19 protein-coding genes are annotated in these 18,143 nt (G+C 67.3%); all 19 read right to left on the reverse strand.

Annotated features, from left to right (window positions below; all coding sequences use genetic code 11):
* Nucleotides 1-22: 22 nt before the first annotated feature.
* The 19 genes from flgF to ACERLL_RS11690 all read right to left on the reverse strand — a co-directional run bounded on the left by flgF (nt 23) and on the right by ACERLL_RS11690 (nt 18,085).
* Entirely contained in the window at nt 23-769 is a 747-nt protein-coding gene (gene flgF / locus ACERLL_RS11600) for a flagellar basal-body rod protein FlgF (protein ID WP_373656259.1), read from the reverse strand.
* A gap of 145 nt (nt 770-914) precedes the next feature.
* On the reverse strand, nt 915-1,238 hold the full coding sequence (locus tag ACERLL_RS11605; RefSeq protein WP_373656260.1) for an EscU/YscU/HrcU family type III secretion system export apparatus switch protein: 324 nt from the start codon (nt 1,236-1,238) through the stop codon (nt 915-917).
* Nucleotides 1,235-2,575 (reverse strand): flagellar hook-length control protein FliK, encoded by a 1,341-nt coding sequence (fliK, locus tag ACERLL_RS11610; RefSeq protein WP_373656261.1) that lies wholly within the window; start codon nt 2,573-2,575, stop codon nt 1,235-1,237. Before fliK ends, ACERLL_RS11605 begins: the two co-directional genes overlap by 4 nt.
* Before the next feature lie 42 nt (nt 2,576-2,617).
* Nucleotides 2,618-3,232: a hypothetical protein gene (locus tag ACERLL_RS11615; protein WP_373656262.1), complete on the reverse strand. Its 615-nt coding sequence runs from the start codon at nt 3,230-3,232 to the stop codon at nt 2,618-2,620.
* A gap of 2 nt (nt 3,233-3,234) precedes the next feature.
* On the reverse strand, nt 3,235-3,963 hold the full coding sequence (locus ACERLL_RS11620; protein ID WP_373656263.1) for a FliA/WhiG family RNA polymerase sigma factor: 729 nt from the start codon (nt 3,961-3,963) through the stop codon (nt 3,235-3,237).
* A 26-nt stretch (nt 3,964-3,989) separates the two neighbouring features.
* Entirely contained in the window at nt 3,990-4,286 is a 297-nt protein-coding gene (locus tag ACERLL_RS11625; RefSeq protein WP_373656264.1) for a hypothetical protein, read from the reverse strand.
* Between the two features lie 58 nt (nt 4,287-4,344).
* Nucleotides 4,345-5,265, reverse strand: a complete 921-nt coding sequence (locus tag ACERLL_RS11630; protein ID WP_373656265.1) for a MinD/ParA family protein — start codon at nt 5,263-5,265, stop codon at nt 4,345-4,347.
* Nucleotides 5,265-6,293, reverse strand: a complete 1,029-nt coding sequence (locus tag ACERLL_RS11635) for a flagellar biosynthesis protein FlhF (RefSeq protein WP_373656266.1) — start codon at nt 6,291-6,293, stop codon at nt 5,265-5,267. The genes ACERLL_RS11630 and ACERLL_RS11635 overlap by 1 nt, the downstream gene beginning before the upstream one ends.
* Before the next feature lie 25 nt (nt 6,294-6,318).
* Nucleotides 6,319-8,418 carry a flagellar biosynthesis protein FlhA gene (gene flhA, locus ACERLL_RS11640; protein ID WP_373656267.1) on the reverse strand — a complete coding sequence of 700 codons (2,100 nt, stop codon included), beginning with the start codon at nt 8,416-8,418 and terminating at the stop codon, nt 6,319-6,321.
* 131 nt (nt 8,419-8,549) lie between these two features.
* Entirely contained in the window at nt 8,550-9,662 is a 1,113-nt protein-coding gene (flhB, locus tag ACERLL_RS11645) for a flagellar biosynthesis protein FlhB (protein WP_373656268.1), read from the reverse strand.
* A complete protein-coding gene (gene fliR, locus ACERLL_RS11650; RefSeq protein WP_373656269.1) occupies nt 9,663-10,451 on the reverse strand; it encodes a flagellar biosynthetic protein FliR in 789 nt (262 codons plus the stop codon).
* A 32-nt stretch (nt 10,452-10,483) separates the two neighbouring features.
* Entirely contained in the window at nt 10,484-10,759 is a 276-nt protein-coding gene (fliQ, locus tag ACERLL_RS11655) for a flagellar biosynthesis protein FliQ (protein WP_373656270.1), read from the reverse strand.
* 403 nt (nt 10,760-11,162) lie between these two features.
* Entirely contained in the window at nt 11,163-11,342 is a 180-nt protein-coding gene (locus tag ACERLL_RS11660; protein ID WP_373656271.1) for a hypothetical protein, read from the reverse strand.
* 137 nt (nt 11,343-11,479) lie between these two features.
* Nucleotides 11,480-11,902 carry a hypothetical protein gene (locus tag ACERLL_RS11665; protein WP_373656272.1) on the reverse strand — a complete coding sequence of 141 codons (423 nt, stop codon included), beginning with the start codon at nt 11,900-11,902 and terminating at the stop codon, nt 11,480-11,482.
* Nucleotides 11,889-12,299, reverse strand: a complete 411-nt coding sequence (gene fliS / locus ACERLL_RS11670; protein WP_373656273.1) for a flagellar export chaperone FliS — start codon at nt 12,297-12,299, stop codon at nt 11,889-11,891. Before fliS ends, ACERLL_RS11665 begins: the two co-directional genes overlap by 14 nt.
* Before the next feature lie 23 nt (nt 12,300-12,322).
* Complete coding sequence (fliD, locus tag ACERLL_RS11675; RefSeq protein ID WP_373656274.1) at nt 12,323-13,783, reverse strand: flagellar filament capping protein FliD; 1,461 nt, start codon at nt 13,781-13,783, stop codon at nt 12,323-12,325.
* 2 nt (nt 13,784-13,785) lie between these two features.
* Entirely contained in the window at nt 13,786-14,151 is a 366-nt protein-coding gene (locus ACERLL_RS11680; protein WP_373656275.1) for a flagellar protein FlaG, read from the reverse strand.
* A 188-nt stretch (nt 14,152-14,339) separates the two neighbouring features.
* A complete protein-coding gene (locus ACERLL_RS11685) occupies nt 14,340-15,851 on the reverse strand; it encodes a flagellin N-terminal helical domain-containing protein (RefSeq protein WP_373656276.1) in 1,512 nt (503 codons plus the stop codon).
* A 212-nt stretch (nt 15,852-16,063) separates the two neighbouring features.
* Entirely contained in the window at nt 16,064-18,085 is a 2,022-nt protein-coding gene (locus tag ACERLL_RS11690; RefSeq protein ID WP_373656277.1) for a tetratricopeptide repeat-containing sulfotransferase family protein, read from the reverse strand.
* Between the last annotated feature and the right edge of the window lie 58 nt (nt 18,086-18,143).

The raw sequence follows: 18,143 nt of genomic DNA on the forward strand, positions 1-18,143 counted from the left end.
GGCGCAAGCGGTCCGGGCCCGGCTATCTGCCGGGGCTGGCCAGGTCCGCGGCGTTGCGGCTATAGGCCTCGTCGATGGACTTCATGGCCTTGGTGATCGATTGGAAGGACCGCTGCAGATCGAGCATGTGCACCATCTCCTCCATGGTGTTCACATTGGATCCTTCCAGGTGCTCGTTGGTTACCCGGGCGTTCTCGGCCGGCTGCATATTGCCCGCGCGGCTGGTATAGAGGTTGTCGCCGCGATGCTCGAGCTGTTGCGGATCGGCGGCCCGGACGACGCCCAGCCGGTCCACCGGCGCCTGGCTGCCGGGGACGAACAGCTCGCCGGCCTCGTTGACCTCCACATCCCGGGCGGAGAGCTCGATGGGGGCGCCGTTGTCGTTGAGCACGGGGCGGCCGTCCACGTCCACCAGCGTCCCGTCGGGATTCAGGTGGAAGCGGCCGTCCCGGGTATAGGCCTCCCCGTCCTCGGTCTGCACCCGGAAGAAGCCCGCCCCCTGGAGTGCGAAGTCCAGCTTACGGTCGGTCTTTTTCAGGGCTCCCTGCGAATGGTCGGTGAACCCTTCCTTGATGACCGGGAATAGGATCTGGTCGTTGGGCCCGCTCTGCCGGGACTTTCCAGCCTCCGACAGGACCCCGTCGAAGTTGAGGCGGTTGGCCTTGAACCCGGTGGTGCTAACGTTGGAGAGGTTGTTGGCCACCGTGTCCAGACGGCGCCGCAGGGACAGGGCCCCCGAAAGTGCGGTGAAGATGCTGCCTTCCAGCATGGAGACGGCTCCTTCTTGGTTCCGCCTCCTACTATTCAAGGAGCGTGCCAAGTCGTAATATGCTTCGTGACTCCGCACAAATATTTGTTTTTATGGTGATTCCGGCCCTGGGAGTCGGAATCCGGGGCGGGAAGAATTTGCCGCGTTACCCTGCCGGACCGCCGTCACCGGCATCCCGGTCCAGGCGGTAGATCTCCGCCAGGATGATGGCCATGGCCTCGTAGGTTTCGGGAGGGATGTTGGTGCCCACTTCCAGGCGGGACAGGACCTCAACCAAGAAACGGTCCTCCCGGACCGGAACCCCCGCCTCCGCCGCCCGATGCAGGAGACGCTCCGCCAGGGTGCCGTAGCCCTTGGCGGTGACCACGGGAGCATGATCCTCCTGCTCCTGATAGCGCACCGCCACCACGCGGCGGGAGGCCTCCCCTGAGGGAGCCGAGCGATCGCCACCGTCCTCGCCCGTGCTCATGCGCGGCTGCTCACGGCCTGCTGAATGGTGGCGGCCTCCCGCAGGGAGTCGGGAGGCTCGCTCAGGTCGGGCTCGGGCCCCTCCACCCGGAGGGTGACGGCATGGCCGGCCTTCCGGCAGAGACGCTCCAGGCGCGGCCGCTCCGCCTCCAGCCGCTCCCGCGCCTCGGGCCGCTCGCACCGGATCCGCCAGGTACGGCGTCCCTGCAGGGGCATCAGGACCTCCATGGCTCCAAGATGGTCCGCGTTCAGCCAGATACGCAGCGCGGTGGCCTCGGGCTCCGCGCCCTCCTCCTCGGCGGCGCGCTCCTGGATCTGCACCCAGGCACCCGAGGTCTCCTCCCGGAAGGGCAGGGGCACGAAGGCCCACCGATCCAGAAGCAGGCGCCCTTTTTCCGTGAGCAGCCGTTCCCAGAGCGACTGGCGCTGGTCGGCGCGGTCGGGCTCGTCGCTAACCGGCTCCAGCAAGCGCTCCAGCCAGCCGCGCACCTCCCCGGCGCTGGCCCCGATCTGCGGAGGAGGACCGGAGGAGGCCGACCCCAACAGGGCACCGGTCAGGGTCGGGGCGCGCGCTGCGGCAGAAGTTGCCGGGGCAGGCGCCGCGGCGGGCGCGCCGCCTGCCGCGGGGGTGGACGGCGATGCGCCGGATGCCGGCTGAAGATGTCCGAGCAGGGGTGGACGGGGAAGATTGGCGGGGTCGGGGGTGCCCAGGAACCGGGCGGTGGCACCGGCCTGCCCGGGAAGCAGCCGGGGCAAGCGGCTTCCCGAGCTGTCGGGAGGCGGTCCCGCCGGATCGGCTCCGGGCCGGGCACCCGTGCCGCCGGCCGACCCGAGGAACAGCGCGGAGGTGGGAAGCCGGGTCAGTCCCGAAAGGCCTCGACCAAGGCCCGGCCCCACGGGCGCGGAGCCCGGGGGATGGAGGCTTCCCGGCCCGCCCGTCGCGGGCGTGCCGCCCCCCTGCGGCGCGGCCGCCCCGGAGGCGGGCGCGCCGCCCGGCGGAAGGGGCCAGGGGAAACGGTTCAGCATGCTGCCGAAGCGGTTGGCCACCTGGCCCTGGATGTCCCCGTGGCCCATAACGTGAAGCACCACCCGGCCGGCCTGAATCTGCGGCCGCACCAGCAGGCGCGCGCCCTGTTCCAGGGTCGGGTGGCGCGGCTCGGCGGCAACGTTCTGTCCCGCCAGACGCAGCACGGGGCTCTGGCCGCCGCGGACCACCGTGGCGGGATACAGCCGCCCCTCTTGAAGCTGCGGAGCTCCGGGCTGGCTGCGCCCGATGCGGATCGGGGTGGTTTCAACCGGGCGGGAGCCCGGGATGGATCCGGACGGCGGCTGGGCCATGGCGGCCTCCACAGGACTGGGGGGGCTCGTCCCCCGTTCAGATCAGGCGTTCCTGCGCAGCTTCTCGATGAGCTCGTGCTCCTCCTCCGGCACCGAGGACGGCCTGCGGGGAGCGGGCTCCTCCATGGCCCGCTGCAGGGCCTCGTACAGGGATTTCTCCCTGGAATCCCGGTCCGGGCCCGCGTCCATGTCGAGGATGTCCTGCAGCTCCCCGAGCAGCCGCCGCTCCCGGTGGCTGCGTCCGCTGGAGGAGCGCTCCAGACGCGCCGCCACCTCCTCCCGGAGGGAGCGGACCTCTTCGGATTCGTCTTCATCCGGCCGCTCCCCGGGGCCGGAGGTACCGCCCTCGGCTTCACGCCGATAGCGGGCAGCCGCGGAAGCCCTGCGCCGGGTGGCGGGGGCCGGGCGCTCACGCTCGGCGGTTTCGGGCTCTGAACCCTCCTGCCGCCCCTCGCGCTCCTGACGGCTCCGCTCCACGGCCAGCTCCTGCACTGCGCCCTCGAGGCGCCGCTGGGCGGAATCCAGGGCCGCAGTGGCCGCCTCCGTGCGCCGGTCCACCTCGTCGAGCAGACCGCGCACACGCCGGGGCCGCAGGATCTCGAAGACCACCAGCACCGCCAGGAGCACCAGGATCAGGAAGTCCACGATACCGGACATGGTCAGGTGTCCTCTTCCCGGCCGTCCATGCCCAGGCGCCCCCGCAGGCGGAGAACGGCCTGGGTATGGAGCTGGGAGACCCGGGACTCCGTGATTTCCAGGACCTGGCCCACCTCCTTCATGGTGAGCTCCTCGTAGTAGTACAGGGTAAGCACCAAGCGCTCGCGGTTCGGAAGCTCTTCCAGCCCCGCGGCGAGGTTGTCCACGATCTCGTCCATCCGTAGGGCCTGGAACGCCTCGGATTCGTTCCCCCGATGAAGCCAATCGGCCAGGTCCCCCGCCGGCAGGTCCTCCTCGGGCAGCTCCAGATCCTCCATGGAGAGCAGCGACATGCCGCGCACCTCGCTGAGGAGGCGGAAATATTCCTCCTGACTGATGCCCAGATAGCCTGCCACCTCCTCGCTCTGCGCCGGACGGCCGTGCTTCTGCTCCAGGGCGTTGAAGGCGTCCTCGAGCATGTGGGCACGGCGGCGGGTCTCCGTCCCCATCCAGTCCGCGCGCCGCATCTCGTCGATCATGGCGCCGCGCACGCGGTAGTCGGCGAAGGTCCGGAACTGGACACCCCGGGCGGGATCGAAATTTCCCGCCGCCTGGATCAGCGCCACCATACCCGCGTTAAGGAGGTCGCCGCGCTCCAGGCCGTTCGGCAGCCTCGGCGCCAGCCGCTCCGCGTGGTAGTAGATCACCTCCCCGTAGCGCTCCAGAAGACTGTCCGGGTCATTGGCATTCACCGCCGTGTATCCACGGATCCCACCTATCATAGCGAGTTATTGCCCTGCCCGTATTCCGGAGAAGGATCCGCCCCCTGCTCCGGATCCTCCCCGGACTCCTCCTGGTCCTCCTCTTCCGTGGCCTCCGGGTCCTCCTCGGCGGGGACCTCCAGGGGATCCCCCAGCAGGAAGACGAGCAGGGCGCAGAAGGCGCCGAAGCCCACGGCTCCGACCCCGCTGCGCCACAGCAGTCCCCCCAGCGAAATGCCCTGCAGCAGGCCGGTGAAATACACGGCCAGCAGACCGAGGGCGAAACCGAATGCGAACGCGGTACGCGGCGGCACGGTGATTATTCCCCCCTGATTGCTCGGGACACTGGGATCCTCGGCGCCGGTGCGGAGCTCATGTGGGGCCGGACTCCATCAGATCCGAGGTCTCCTGGTCCACCAGATCGCTCCAGAAGCGGGCCAGCCCTTCCTCGCCTCCCGTCCCCGAGCGCAGGGAGAAGAGGCGGGTGGACATCTCGCGCAGCCGGCTGGCCAGCTTGGACTGCGGGTACATGCCGACGAAGGCGGTCTGCTGACGGACCGCGCTTTCCAGGCGCGGATCGCGGGGCAGCCAGCCCAGGTTGATCAGCTCGGCCCCGAGGAACCGCTCGGCGGCCAGGGAAAGCCGCTGGAACACGTGGACCGCCTCGAAGCCGTTGCGGGCCATGTTCACCAGGACGTACACGGGTCCCTTGCGGCCCCGCTGGTGAAGGACCTTGATCATGCCGTAGGCGTCGGCGATGGAGGTGGGCTCCGGCGTCACCACGGTCACCACCTCGGTGGCGGCCTGGTTGAAGTACAGGACGTTCGGCGAGATCCCGGCGCCGGTGTCCACCAGCAGGGTGTCGAACTCTACGGCAAGCTCGTTGATGGCGTCCACCAGGGCGAGCTTCTGGGCCGTCTCCAGGGCGGTAAGCTCGGCGATTCCCGAGCCCCCGGGCAGGAAGGTCACGCCGCCCGGCCCTTCCAGCAGCACATCGCGGATCTCCGCCTGGCCGTTCAGGACGTCCTGCAGGGTCCGCTTGGGGCGCAGACCGAGCAGGACATCGATGTTGCCCAGGCCCAGGTCGGCATCCATGACCAGCACCCGGTGACGCTTCTGCACCGCCATCTGGGCGAAGGAGGTCACCAGGTTGGTCTTGCCCACGCCGCCCTTGCCGCTGGTGAAGGAGATGACCCGATGATGGCGGGGCTTGCCGGCCGGCTCCTTGGCTCCCTTCTGCTTCTCCCGCTGGCTCAGGAACAGATCCCGCAAGCCCTGGGCTTGATCCACCATCAGCGCTCCCCTCCGTCCGGTTGGTCGAATCCGAGCAGCTTGGTGCGGATGAACTTGTAGGAATAGAAGCCGAAATCCTCGGGCACCTGCTGGCCGCAGCCGAAGGCGGCCAGGGGGAGGCCGCTGGCCACGGCGATCTCCAGCGCCCGGGCCGGCCGCCCGGTCTCGTCCATCTTGGTGGTCAGCAGACTGGAGGGCTTCAGGCAGCGGAAGGTCTGCCAGCCGATGCGGGCGTCCTCCAGGTCCACGTTACCGGGGAGGACCAGGTGGCGGCGCAGGTCGGGGAATCCCTTGAACATGGCGGCCAGCTCGTTCACCTCCCGGCGGGCGCGGGCACCCCGCCCGATGGTGTCCACCAGCACCACGTCGTAGCCCTCCGTCCGCTGCAGCACCTGCCGCAGCTCGTGGGCGTCCCGGGCAATGGACAGTGGCACCTCCATGATTCGGGCATATTGCTGGAGCTGGTCCATGGCGCCGATCCGGAAAGCGTCCGTTCCCACCAGGTAGACGCTCATGCCCTGCAGCAGGTACTTGGCGGCGAGCTTGGCGATGGTGGTGGTCTTGCCGCTCCCGGTGGGCCCCACCAGGGCCGCATGGATGGGCGCCTGCTCGGGCTTGAGGGCGTGGGAAAGCTTGATGGCACGCTCCGTGGGGCGGCCTTTCGCCTCCAGTCGCCACAGGGCGCGCGCCGCCCCCGGCGAAAGCCCGCGCTTGCGTAGGAGGGCCTCGCCCTCGGCCAGGGGCCCGGTCTCCATGGTGGCCACCAGGCGCCGCAGCTCCGCCACCTCGGAGCGGAGCTCGCGGAGGAAGACCTCCTCGCCATCGCTGAACTCCCCGGTGCTCTGCTCCGAGGACGGAAGGGCGCCGGAGCCGCTCACCGAGGCCCGGACCTGCCAGCCACCGTCGGGCAGGCGGCTGGTGTCCTGCATGCGGGCGGTGGGGCCCAGCTCCTCCTGGGCCCGGCGCATGGCTTCGCGCAGGGTCCGGCCCTCGTAGGTGCCTCCTTTCCGCTTGGTCTCGCCCGCCACGTTAGCGCCTCTCCTTCACTTTCCTTTAGTCATTCAGCCGCACCGCGGCCACGTTGCGGAGCTGCGCATCGCGTGTCAGCTCCAGGGTGGAAATCACCCGCAGGCCCTGAATGAAGGGGGTCAGAAGCTCCGCCAGGTGGGGCCGCAGGCCCGGAGTGGTCAGCAGGATGGGCTGATCCATCTCCGCCATGGCCTCCTGGAAGGTCTGGTTGGTGGCCTGCAGCAGCGTCTGCGCCAGGCTCGGATCGATGTGCATGTCCTCGCCGTCGCGGTCCGGCAGATTCTGGGACAGGCGGTCTTCCAGGCCCGGGTCCAAAGTGACCACGTTCAGCACGCCCTGGTCGTCGGAGAACTGCTGGGTGATCACCCGCGACAGCGCCCGCCGGACCAGCTCGTTGAGGCTCCGCAGGTCGCCGGTCATGCCGCCGTAGTCGCCGAGGGTCTCGAGGACGGTCAGCAGGTCCCGGATGGGCACGCCCTCCTGGAGCAGGCTCTGCAGAATCTTCTGCACCGCCCCCAGGCCCAGCTTGTCCGGTACCACCTCCTCGACTACCTTCGGGTATTCCTTGGCGAGGTTGTCGAGCAGGTGCTGCACCGCCTGCCGGGTCAGCAATTCGTGGCCGTGGTTGCGGACCACCTCCGTGAGGTGGGTCATCAGTGCCGACGGCGGATCCACCACCGTGTAGCCGTTCAGGGCGGCCTCGTCCCTACGCTCCGAGTCGATCCACAGGGCCGGCAGGCCAAAGGCCGGCTCCCGGGTCTCCTCGCCGGCCACGGGGATGCGCACCGAGCCGCTGTCCAGGGCCAGTAGCCGGTTGGGATCCACCTGGCCGGTGGCAACCAGGCCGTCCCGGATATAGACCCGGTAGTCGTTCATGTTCAGGGACAGGTTGTCCTTGATATGGATGGGCGGCACCACAAAGCCCATCTCGCGGGCGATCTGCCTGCGCATGCTGCGGATCCGGTCGAGCACATCCTGGCTCTGCAATAGATTCACCAGCCCGTAGCCCACTTCCAGACGCATGGCGTCCACGGTGAGCAGGTCGTCCACCTCCGCCTTCTCTTCCTCTTCCGTGGGCGCGGCCGCGGATTCGCTCTCCACCGGGAGCTGGGCCTCCTCCGCCGCCGTGGGCTGCTGGGCGGCGCGATACAGGTAAAAGGCCAGTCCGCCGGTGGCCAGCCCGAGCACCGCGAAGGGCAGGAAGGGCATGCCGGGCATGAGGGCCAGGAATATTAGCACTCCCGAGGCCACGCCGATCACCCGCGGATTGGCGGTGAACTGCTCGAAGATGTCCGCCGAAATGTGGGAATCGGTCTGGGTGCGGGTGACGAGTATGCCGGCACCCGTGGACAGGATCAGGGCCGGGATCTGCGAAACCAGGCCGTCCCCCACAGTAAGTACGGTGAACACCCGGGCGGCCTCCTCCAGGGGCATGCCATGCTGGAGGGTGCCGATGATCAGGCCGCCGATGACGTTGATCAAAGTGATGAGAATGCCGGCGATGGCATCACCGCGCACGAACTTGGAGGCGCCGTCCATGGAGCCGTAGAAGTCCGAGCTGTCCTCCAGTTCCTGGCGGCGGTCCCGGGCCTCCTGCTCGCTGATCAGGCCGGAGTTCAGGTCGGCGTCGATGCTCATCTGCTTACCGGGCATGGAGTCCAGGGCGAAGCGCGCGCTCACTTCCGCCACCCGGGTCGCGCCCTTGGTGATCACCACGAAGTTCACGATCACCAGGATGGTGAAGATGATCAGGCCCACCGCGTAGTTGCCGCCCACCACGAACTGCCCGAAGGCGTTGATCACCGATCCGGCTGCATGCTCCCCCTCCTGGCCGTGCAGCAGGATGCGCCGGGTCGTGGCCACGTTCAGGGCGAGCCGAAACAGGGTGGTCACCAGCAGCACCGCCGGGAATACCGAGAAGTCCAGCGGCCGCCGCACATAGAGCACCACCATGAGGATCATGATCCCCAGGGTGATGTTGACGCTGATCAGCAGGTCCAGCAGTACCGCCGGAATGGGGATCACCATCACCCCCAGGATACCCACCACCCCGGCGGCCAGGAGGATGTCCGTCTGGCGGGCCAGATGCTGAAGCCGGTCGGAGATTGCTGCCGCCTGAGCCATTGTGCCCCACTGCTTGAAAGGCGCTGTGCGTCATCGATCCGGACCCGCCGCCCGGCGGGGAACCGGCCGTCCGGTTAGATTCTTGCCGCAACCGCGTCGCGGGACAAGGCCGCCGCCGTCGTGCGGTCCCGCTAGACCCCCCGATGCGTCCCCGGAGCCGCTTCAACCCCTTCCGGACGCGGCTGATGCCGTGGATCATAAACCCACGCAAGGATTTCGGCGATAATCCGGTAGAGCTCTTCGGGGATGACGTCCCCGATCTCCGCGGATTCGTACAGGACACGGGCCACCTCCACCCTGCGGATGACGGGCACCCCCGTCTCTTCCGCGCGCTCGCGGATGCGCCGCGCCATCAGGTCCTTGCCCTTGGCCTTCACCTGCGGCGCCGGGGCCTCCGAGCGATCGTACTTCAGTGCGATGGCCAGATGGGTGGGGTTGGTGATGACCACGTCCGATTCGGGCACCGCCTCCATCATCCGTCCGCGGCTCATCTCCTGGTGCTTCTGCCGGCGGCGCTGCTGCATGTGCGGGTCCCCTTCCGTCTGCTTGTGCTCCTCCTGGACCTCGCGCTTGGTCATGCGCAGCTCCTGCTCGTTCTGCTGGAACTGGAACGCATAGTCGATGGCCGCCAAGAGCAGGAAGAAGATTACGGACAACAGCAGCACCGTGCCCACCATGCCGCGCAGCACCCCGAGCCCCTGGGCCACAGTCAGCACCGGACTCCCAAGCAGGGCCTCCCACCAGAGCAGCATGGTGATATAGCCAATGCCGCCGAGGACGGCCACCTTGCCCAGGGACTTGCCGAACTCCACCAGGCCCCGCATGGAGAAGATTCGCTTGATTCCCTGGGCCGGGGAGATCTTGTTGAACTTGGGCTTGATGGACTCCGCCGACAGGTTCATCTGCGTCTGGAGGGCATAGACGAAGAATGCCCCCACCACCAGGGGCACCAGCAGGGGCGCCAGAATGGCCAGCAGGTGGCCGGTCACGGCCTGCAGTCCGGACACCACGCCGTCCGCGTCCAGGCCCCGCCAGTCGTTAAAACGATAGAAATCCCGCATGGCGGCGGTTAGGGAGTCGCCCATGCTCACCGCGCCCAGGTACAGCACCCCCAGCGCCACCAGCAGCAGGGCCGCGGTGGCCACCTCGCGGGAGGTGGGAATCTGGCCCCGCTGGCGCGCCTCCTCCCGCCGCTTTGGTGTCGGGTCCTCTGTCTTCTGCGCCTTGTCCTGTTCCTCGGCCATTCAGCCTCCTCCCAGGATGGTCAGGAGGTCCAGTCCCTGCGCCATCCAACGGTCGAACTCTTCCCGCAGGACGTTGGCGGATACGCCCAGCACGGCGCTGAACACGAAAAGGCCCAGAGCGATGTTCAGAGGATGCAGCACGAAGAACACCTGGATCTGGGGCGCCGCCCGGCTCATGACGCCGGCCGCGGCGTAGACCAGCAGCAGCGTCAGCAGCACCGGGAAGGCCAGACGCACCCCGAGAGCGAACACATGCGCCCCGGCCTCCAGGACCGCGCGCGCGCCGGCGTCGCCCAGGGCGATGGAGCCCGGCGGAACCCGCTCGAAGCTCTCCACCAGCAGGCGCAGGAACATGAAATGGCCGTCCGCGCTTATGAATAGCACCAGCGCCAGCAGGCTGTAGAACTGCGCCAGGACGTTGATCTGGGCGCTTGTGGCGGGGTCGAAGACGTTCGCCAGGGCCAGGCCCATGGTGGAGCCCATGGACTGTCCGGCCAGCTGTATCGCCGCCAGCAGCAGGGTGAAGGAGAAGCCCATAAGCGCCCCGGCCAGGACCTCCTGCACCCCCAGAATGCCGATCCACACCGTGCTATCGATGCGCAGCTCCGGAATCTCGGCCCGGACGAAGGGATACAGGGTTATGGCCAGCGACAGTCCCAGCAGAACCTGGATGCGGGCGCTGATCTGGCTGCTGCTCAGAAGCGGGGCCGTGCCGACGAAGGCCATGACGCGCACGAACACCAAGAGTCCGGCGAACAGGTCCTGGTATGTGAAGCCGAAGGGCTCCATGGGTATCTATCCGCTCCGCCGGCAGCGCGCCGTCAGCCCCCGTTCACCATGCTGGGGATGGAATGGAACAGCTCCGTGGTGAAGGTCATCAGCGTGTGCAGGATCCAGGACGCGAAGATCATGGCGAACACGAACACCGCAACGATCTTGGGCACGAAGGTCAGGGTCATTTCCTGGATCTGGGTGACGGCCTGGAAGATGGCGATGGCGAGGCCGAACACCAGGGCGGCCCCCAGCAGCGGCGAGGAAATGATCAGGACCATCTCCAGGGCCCGGGAAGCAATGTAGATTACCTGATCGGCGTCCACGGCACCCCCCGTTGGGGATTTGACGCTTGGGTATAGCCCGCGTCGGAAAATTGACGAAGCCGGAAGACTGGCACGGGGCCGTGCGGCCATGTGGCCGCCTCGCGGGCTGCAGCCTGTCGGAAGGAAAGCAATTTCTCTGCCAGGTGGCTCGGCCACGAGCCCGAGCATCCGGAGGACGCCCTCCGCGAGGAACCGGGCCATCTGCCGCGCCACCTCCGGCCGGCCCATTCCGGCCAGAGGCCGAGCCTTCCCGTCCGCCTCCGCATCGATCGCTCCCGGAGGAACTATCCATGCAGGCTTCGTTGCGCATCGGGAGTATCCGCACGGCCCGGGGTTTTGGCAAGGAGGGAAGCGACTTCCGGCAAGCCGAGCCCGCGAATCCTGGAAAGCTGGCGAGGTGCGCCTATCGGAGCACCACGTTGGCCAGTCCCAGGGTCTTCGCTCCCCGGCGGGGCCCGCCGATGGGCTCCGCGCCCGGGTCCAGGCCCGGTGACCGGCACGCGGTGTCGAGGGCCGCCGGCAGCGGCAGGGTCCGGCCATCCTGGCGTCGGAGGTCCGCCTTGGGGTAGGACCGAAGGGCCATATCGGTGGCGTACCCGTTCAAGGCGGCGATCACTGCCGCGGCATTGGAGCCTGCAGGTACATGCTCGGGGAGGGCATGCCGGCGAAGCCGGCCGGATTGGGATCGGGTCGCTCGTTCATGGCGACAGGATAGCCGGGCTAGCCGTGTCTATCCACAAAATAGCTGCCGGCCTGTCCGGCGGCACCGGAATAGGCCTTGAGTGTACGGCCGCCGCGCTGCAGGTGGGCGAGCCGCTCGCCCAGCTCCTGGTAGGTGGCTCGGATACGCGCTTCCAGCTCCTCGTATTGGGCCACGAGGTCGTCCATGGCGGCCTTAAGGGCCGCTTTTCGGGAGGCCTGTGGCGAGGAGGCCATCGCATCGATGCCCTCCAGCTCTTCGAGGGCGCTCCCGACCAGCTCCACGTAAACGAAGGCCGATTCCTCCAGCGGCGCCTGGTCCTCCGGCGGGGCGTCCAGACACGCCCGCACCCGCTCCCCCTGGTCGCGGGCGGCGTCCAGGGCCGCCTCCAGCGCGGAGAGCGCATCCGCCGACCGGTCCCGGGTCATTTCAGCCGGCCACATCCTGAGTGGCTCCGCTGGACTGCTCGTAACGGTGCTGACGCACCGCCTCGCGCCATCCCTGGTAGAGGGTCTCCAGGACTTCCTGGACGGAGCCGAGCCGGTGGAACTCCCCCTGCAGATTGGCCTGCGTGATCTCCCGCTCCAGGAAGTCGTAGAGGGCCTCCAGGTGCTCGACCACGTCCCCGCCCTGCTCCCGGTCCAGGGTGCTGTCCAGCTCGTAGACGATGTCCAGGGCGCGCATGAGCAGCTCCCGGGCCCGCACTCCGTCCTCTCCATCCCAGAGCTCGCGCGCCTGCCGGATATTGCCGATGGCCTTCTCGTAGAGCTGGATCAGCAGATCTTCCCGAGAAGCGTTCTCCACCTGGGTCTTGCGATACTGGCTGTAGGGGTTCTTCATGGCTTCCCTCCCTGGGGTGGCCCTCAGAGGTTGGCGATTTGTTGCTGGGCGGCCTTGAGCTGGGACTTCTTCCCTTCGAAAGACGCCATCACCTTGTCCAGCTCGGCGTATTTCTCCGTCATCCGCTCCCGGTACTCCTGGAGATCCCGGCGCTCGGCGTCGATCTCATTGCCAAAGCGGTCCAGGCTGTCCTCCAGGGAATCGATCTTGGAGGGGACGACGCCCGTGCCGGTGCCGGTCAGGCCTTCCAGATCCTTCACAAGCCGGTCGGCCATGCGTCCATCCCCGACGAAGAAGGCCCGGACACCCTCGGGGTTGCTCTCCAGCTTTTCCTCGAAATCCGTTTTCTCCAGGCTGAGGCTGCCATCCCGCTGAATTCGGACACCCACCTCGGTCAGGGTCTGTATGGAGGTCTGGAGGTCCTCCGTTTCAAGGAACTGCCCCACCATGGACCGCAGCCTGCGCTCCACGCCCCGGGCCGTTGCGTCGCCGGTGAGGGGCGAGGCCTGCTGGTTCTGGGCATCGTAGGCCATGTTCTTCTGCAGGAAATCGTCGACCTTGTTGTAGGCGTCCACGAATGCCTGCATCTTCTCGCCAGCGGCGCTCGTATTGTGGGTCACGTCGATGGTGGCCTCGCCGGCAGCCTGCAGGTTCAGCGTGACCCCAGTCAGCGCATCGTCCACCTCGTTGGTGGCGCGGGTGTAGCTGATGCCGTCCACAGTGAACTGGGCATTCTGGCCCTCCTGGGCCTGTTCCTGCTTGTCCCCGGCAGCGAAGAGGGAGCCGCCGGAGGTGGCGATCCCGGGGCTGCCCCCCTCGGCATCGGTGGTGATCTGGTGGGTACCGGCGCCAGTGGACTGGCTCTTCAGGGTCAGGACGTACTGGGGATCCTTCCCCGTGCCGTCGATGTTGGCCACCCGGGCCTCGACGCCATTGTCCTCCTCGTCGACGGCCTTCGCGAGGCTCGCCAGCGTGGTCTCGGCGTCGGTGGTGTGGCTGTATTCCTTGCCCTCGTGGAAGAAGGATACGGTAACGCCGTCATTGATCGCCTTGGCGTCACCCGTAGCGGCGATCCCCTTGGTCACGCCCCCGGAATCCCCCGAGCCGGGCTCGGCGGCATCCTGCCCGGATCCGCCGCCCACCCCCATAATCTGGGAATGGGCCGTGGCGCGGGCGGAGACATTCAAGGAATGGGAGCCGGGCTCCGCCTCCTTGCCGGCGCTGACCTTCACCACCTCCTGATCGGAGCTGCTGGCCTTGCGGGACTGGTAGGTCTTCGCCTCGTTCAGGGCCCGTGCCGCGTCGAGGAGGCCCTTGAGCTGGCTGTTGAGCTTCTGGAAAAGCTTCTTGTCCTGCTCGGCCTCGCCCTTATCCTGGTTCAGCCGCTTCAGCTGGCCGCTACGGGCATTGACCAGCTTATCGACGGTCTGCTTGCCGATGCCGCTCTTGATGCCCAGCTGACTGATACTACCCGTGGCGGGCATGGCTATCTCCGCTCATCCAGCAGAATGCCGGTCACCTCTTCCATGCGCTTGGCCAGCTCGCGCATCTCCTCCGGCGGAATCTCGCGCACCACCTCCCGGGTATCGGGATCCACCACCTTGACCACCAGCTCGTCCACCTCGCGGTCGATGGAGAAATTCAGGTTGAAGCGCAGCTTGTCGAGCGCCTCGTTGATGCGCTTCTGGACCTCCTTCAGGCTTTCCTCATCCAGGGAGGCCGCCTTGGGACGCTGCTCTTCCTTGCCTTCCTGACGCGAGGCGCCGGGCCCGGAATCCCCCTCGCCGCTCGGCTTCGCGGGAGCGCCGGAATGGTTTTCGCCGCCTCCCTGGGCCGGTTGAAAATTCGGCAAGAAAGGCTGCTTCGGATTGATGCCTGACGGTTCCATACCTGGTTACCCCTCCGGGCCCAGCACCCGTACCTGCCCGTCCACAACGACCATCGGGCTTCTGAACCTCGACCCTCTCGGGCCTTCCCCGCGGGGACCGCGCGGTCCCCGCGGGGAAGGCCCGGAGCATAGCTCCGGGCTCCGGATCCGCCTCAGCCGCCGAGCAGCTGCAGCGCGATCTGAGGCTGCTGGTTGGCCTGGCCCAGAATGGAGACACCCGCCTGCTGGGTGATGGAGTTCTGGGTAAGCTCGGCCGTCTCCTTGGCGATGTCGGCATCCAGGATCCGGCCCCGCGCAGCCGACAGGTTCTGCGAGGTGTTGTTGAGGTTGGCGATGGTGGATTCGAAACGGTTCTGCACCGCACCGAAGGTGGCCCGCAGGCTGTCGATCTCGTCGATGGCCTGGTCCAGCTTCTGGATGGCCTGATCGGTTTCATCCTTGTTCAGGATGTTGGCGTCACCCAGGGTGCCCTCATCGGTGGGGTCGACCGTGCCCGTATCGAAGTTGGTGAACATGTAGGCAGCGGAGTTGGTCAGCTGCGAAGCGTTGGCGGACTCGTTGCCGACATTGTTGGCGGTCTGAATCCGCAGCTCGCCCTTGCCCGCGAGCTCCAGCTTGCCGGTGTAGACGCTGGCCTGGCTGCCGGCACCGGAGCCGAAGAGCGCGCCGCTGCCACGCTCGGACACGGAGATGTTGCGGCCGTCGGAGGCCTGCAGCATGACCTCGCCGCCGGTAGTCTTCTCCGCCCGCACGCCGATCTGGTCGGACTTGGCGTTGATGGCGTCCACCACGCGGTCCTGGGTGACCTCTTCCCCGGCCACGGCGGTCATCACCTCCACGCCGTTCATGGACATAGCATAGTCCGTGCCCACGCTGGAGTTGCTGATGTTCATGGTGGTCCGGGCCTGCTCGGCCACCTTGGCTTCCACGCCGGTCTCGGAGGCCTGCTTGTTGATGGCCTCGGCGATGGAAGCGGCACTCACGGCCGACTTGCCGTTGCCCTCGTTGGTGGCGGCAGTGATGCTGGTACCGTTGAGGGTGAGGTCGCCCGTGTTCATGCCTTCCATGACCGTGCCGGCGGTCTGGTTGGCGGTGATGGAGGCGGCGTTTTCACCGGTCTGGTTGCGGAGGGTCATCTCCTGGGAGAACAGCTTGCCGATGTTACCGGCCTCGACGCTGTTGCTCAGATCCACGGAGATGGTCTCGCCGACGTTCGCGCCCACCTGGAAGCTCATAGCCCCGGCGGAGCCGTCCAGGATGTTCTGACCGTTGAAGGAGGTGGTCTTGGCGATGCGGTCCAGCTCGTCGGAGAGGTTCTGGAACTCCTGGTTCAGGGACTTCCGGTCGGAGCTGGAGTTGGTGTCGTTGGCGGACTGAACGGCCAGCTCGCGCATGCGCTGGAGCATGCTGGACATCTCCTGCATGGCGCCCTCGCCGGTCTGCCCCAGGGAGATGCCATCGTTGGCGTTCCGGGCGGCCTGGTTGAGGCCCCGGATCTGCGCGGTCAAGCGGTCCGAAATGGCCAGGCCGGCGGCGTCGTCCTTGGCGGAGTTAATCCGCTTACCGGAGGACAGCCGCTGGTAGCTGGTCTGCAGGTCGTTCGTGCTCTCGCGCAGGTTGTTCTGCGCCATGAGCGACGAAATGTTACTGTTGATGCTGAGCATTGGTGCCTCCTTGGAGAGGTCCTTTGGCCTTTGGGCCGGTTATCCCTTTTGGGTAGATGAGGCGCGTGCCGTCGCCTTCACCCATCCTTATCGGGGACACCTGTCCGGCCTTTAGGGGCACCCGAAAATTTTTTCCGGCCTTCCGCGCCCGGAAAAAATTACCGAGCCTCCCGCCGCCGGCGGGAGGCTTTTTTGTCCCGGTCCATCCCGTCTCAGGCGTCATCCAGCTCCCCGGCGTCCATGCCCAGGGCCTCCATGAGGGGCCCGAGATGCTTCTCGTACTTGCGCCACCGCTGTTTGGACTTCCTGTAGATGGGCTGCCGTACCTGATCGTAGCTGGCGGTCTTGGTATCCCGCTTGGTCTTGTGCGGCTCCAGACACGCCTGGTCGAAGGGCAGCTCGACGAAGTCCAGCAACCGGGGGATCTCCCCCTCCGGATTCTCCACCAGCTCCTCGTACTGGAGCTCGTAGATGGGCATGGGCAGCACCTGCCGCCAGTGCTCCATGAGCTGCTGGTAGAGCCGATGGTAATGGCCCAGGTTTTCCAGGCTGTAGGTAAAGCTCATGCCGGCCGCGGCGAAGTTCTGGACGTAGCAGGACAGGCAGTTGTCCAGCGGGTCGCGGTTGGTGTGGATGATCTTCGCCTCGGGGAACAGCAGGGCGATCAGCCCCAGATGCAGGAAGTTCTGGGGCATCTTGTCCGTGACCCGCTCCACCCCCTCCGGCGCCAGGGTATTGATATGGTTCAGATACTCCTGTGCGCCCCAATCCAGCTCCCCGGCCTCGACCTCCGCCAAGAAGCCGGGATACTTGCCGCCGGAGCGATTGGTGAGCTGGTTGAGGATCCGGTCCACCTCGCTCAGCTCTCCCGCTCCGAACACGTCGGGGTGACTGGCCAGGATCTGCTCAGTGAGGCTGGTTCCGGAGCGCGGCATGCCGACGATGAATACCGGACGCCGGGAGCCCAGGGTCGACCGGGGCGCCTGGCGGAAGAGCTCGGCGCTGAACCCCTCCATGAGGTTGCGGAAGTTCTCCTCCTCCCGATCCCGGTGGTATACCCGCGGCTTCAGGGCGTTGGCCCGTGCGTAGGCCGCGAAGGACTCGTCATAGCGCCCGAGGTCGGCGTACATGTGCCCGGCCTGAAAATTCAGCTCCAGCCGCACGCCGTTGGGCAGGCCCTGGTTATTCAGGGCGTTCTCCAGCATGCCGATGGCCTCTTCCTGGGCATCGAACCGCCGGGTGAGGGTCAGGAACAGATTGAAGATGGCCGGCTTGTACTCTCCGCCTTTCACGATGAGCGGCCGGACCAGCTTGTAGGCCTCCTTGAAGCTCCCCTTGCGCTCCAGCAGATTGCCCTTCTGGGCGATCAGGAATTCGTCGTCCGGGGCCAGCTCCAGCGCCTTGTCGATCTGCTCCTCGGCGCCGTCCCAGTCTCCGCCGGCGGCGAGGGAATGGGCCAGTGCACCATAGCCGCGCGGGTTGTCCGGCTCGAGATTGACCGCCCGCTGCGCCTCGGGCCTGGCAGCCTGGGAAAAGCCCATGGACTGGTAATCACCGGCCAGCTGGATGCGGTACTTGGCCTCGGCCGGGAATTCGTTGACCAGCTGGCGGCTGATTAGCATGGCCTCCTTGGGCAGGCTCAGGGAGCGCAGCACCTTGGCCACCGTCTCCCGCGCCTCGGTGCCCCGGGGACCGAGGTTGGCCGCGGCGCGGGCGATCTCCTTGGCCTCGTCGTGGCGGTCGAGGAGAAGCAGCACCTCGGCGAGCTTGGCGAAGGCTTGCGGGTCGCGGGGCCGCAGCACCACCGCACGGTCCAGCACGTCGCAGGCCTCCTGGTGGCGACCCTCCGCCTTCAGGGTCAGACCCAGGTTGAGATAGGCCTCGCCGTAGCTGGGCGCCGCCTCGATGGCCTTGCGGTACTCCGCCTCCGCCGACGCCAGGTCCTCCAGGGAGAAGTGGGCAGTGGCCAGATTGCAGTGGTAGAGCGGATCGTCCTTGAGCTCGATGGCCGTCCGGAAGAATTCCACCGCCAGCCGCGGCTGACCGACCTGCAGGGCGATCAGCCCCATGCCGTGGTGGGCCCCGGCCACCCCGGCGTCATTCTGCAGGATCTCCCGATACAGGTCCTCGGCGCGCTCCAGGTCCCCGCCCTTGTGGTGGAGATGGGCGGTATCGAGCAGCTCCGCGATCCGCGCATCCTGGGCATTACCGTTTCCGGCGTCGGCTTCGGTCATCTTGTCACTCCCGGCCTGCGAAAGCCGCTTTCGGCCCCAAGGCCCCGCGTTCCCCGGG

The organism is Thiohalorhabdus sp. Cl-TMA, assembly GCF_041821045.1.
GTDB lineage: Bacteria > Pseudomonadota > Gammaproteobacteria > Thiohalorhabdales > Thiohalorhabdaceae > Thiohalorhabdus > Thiohalorhabdus methylotropha.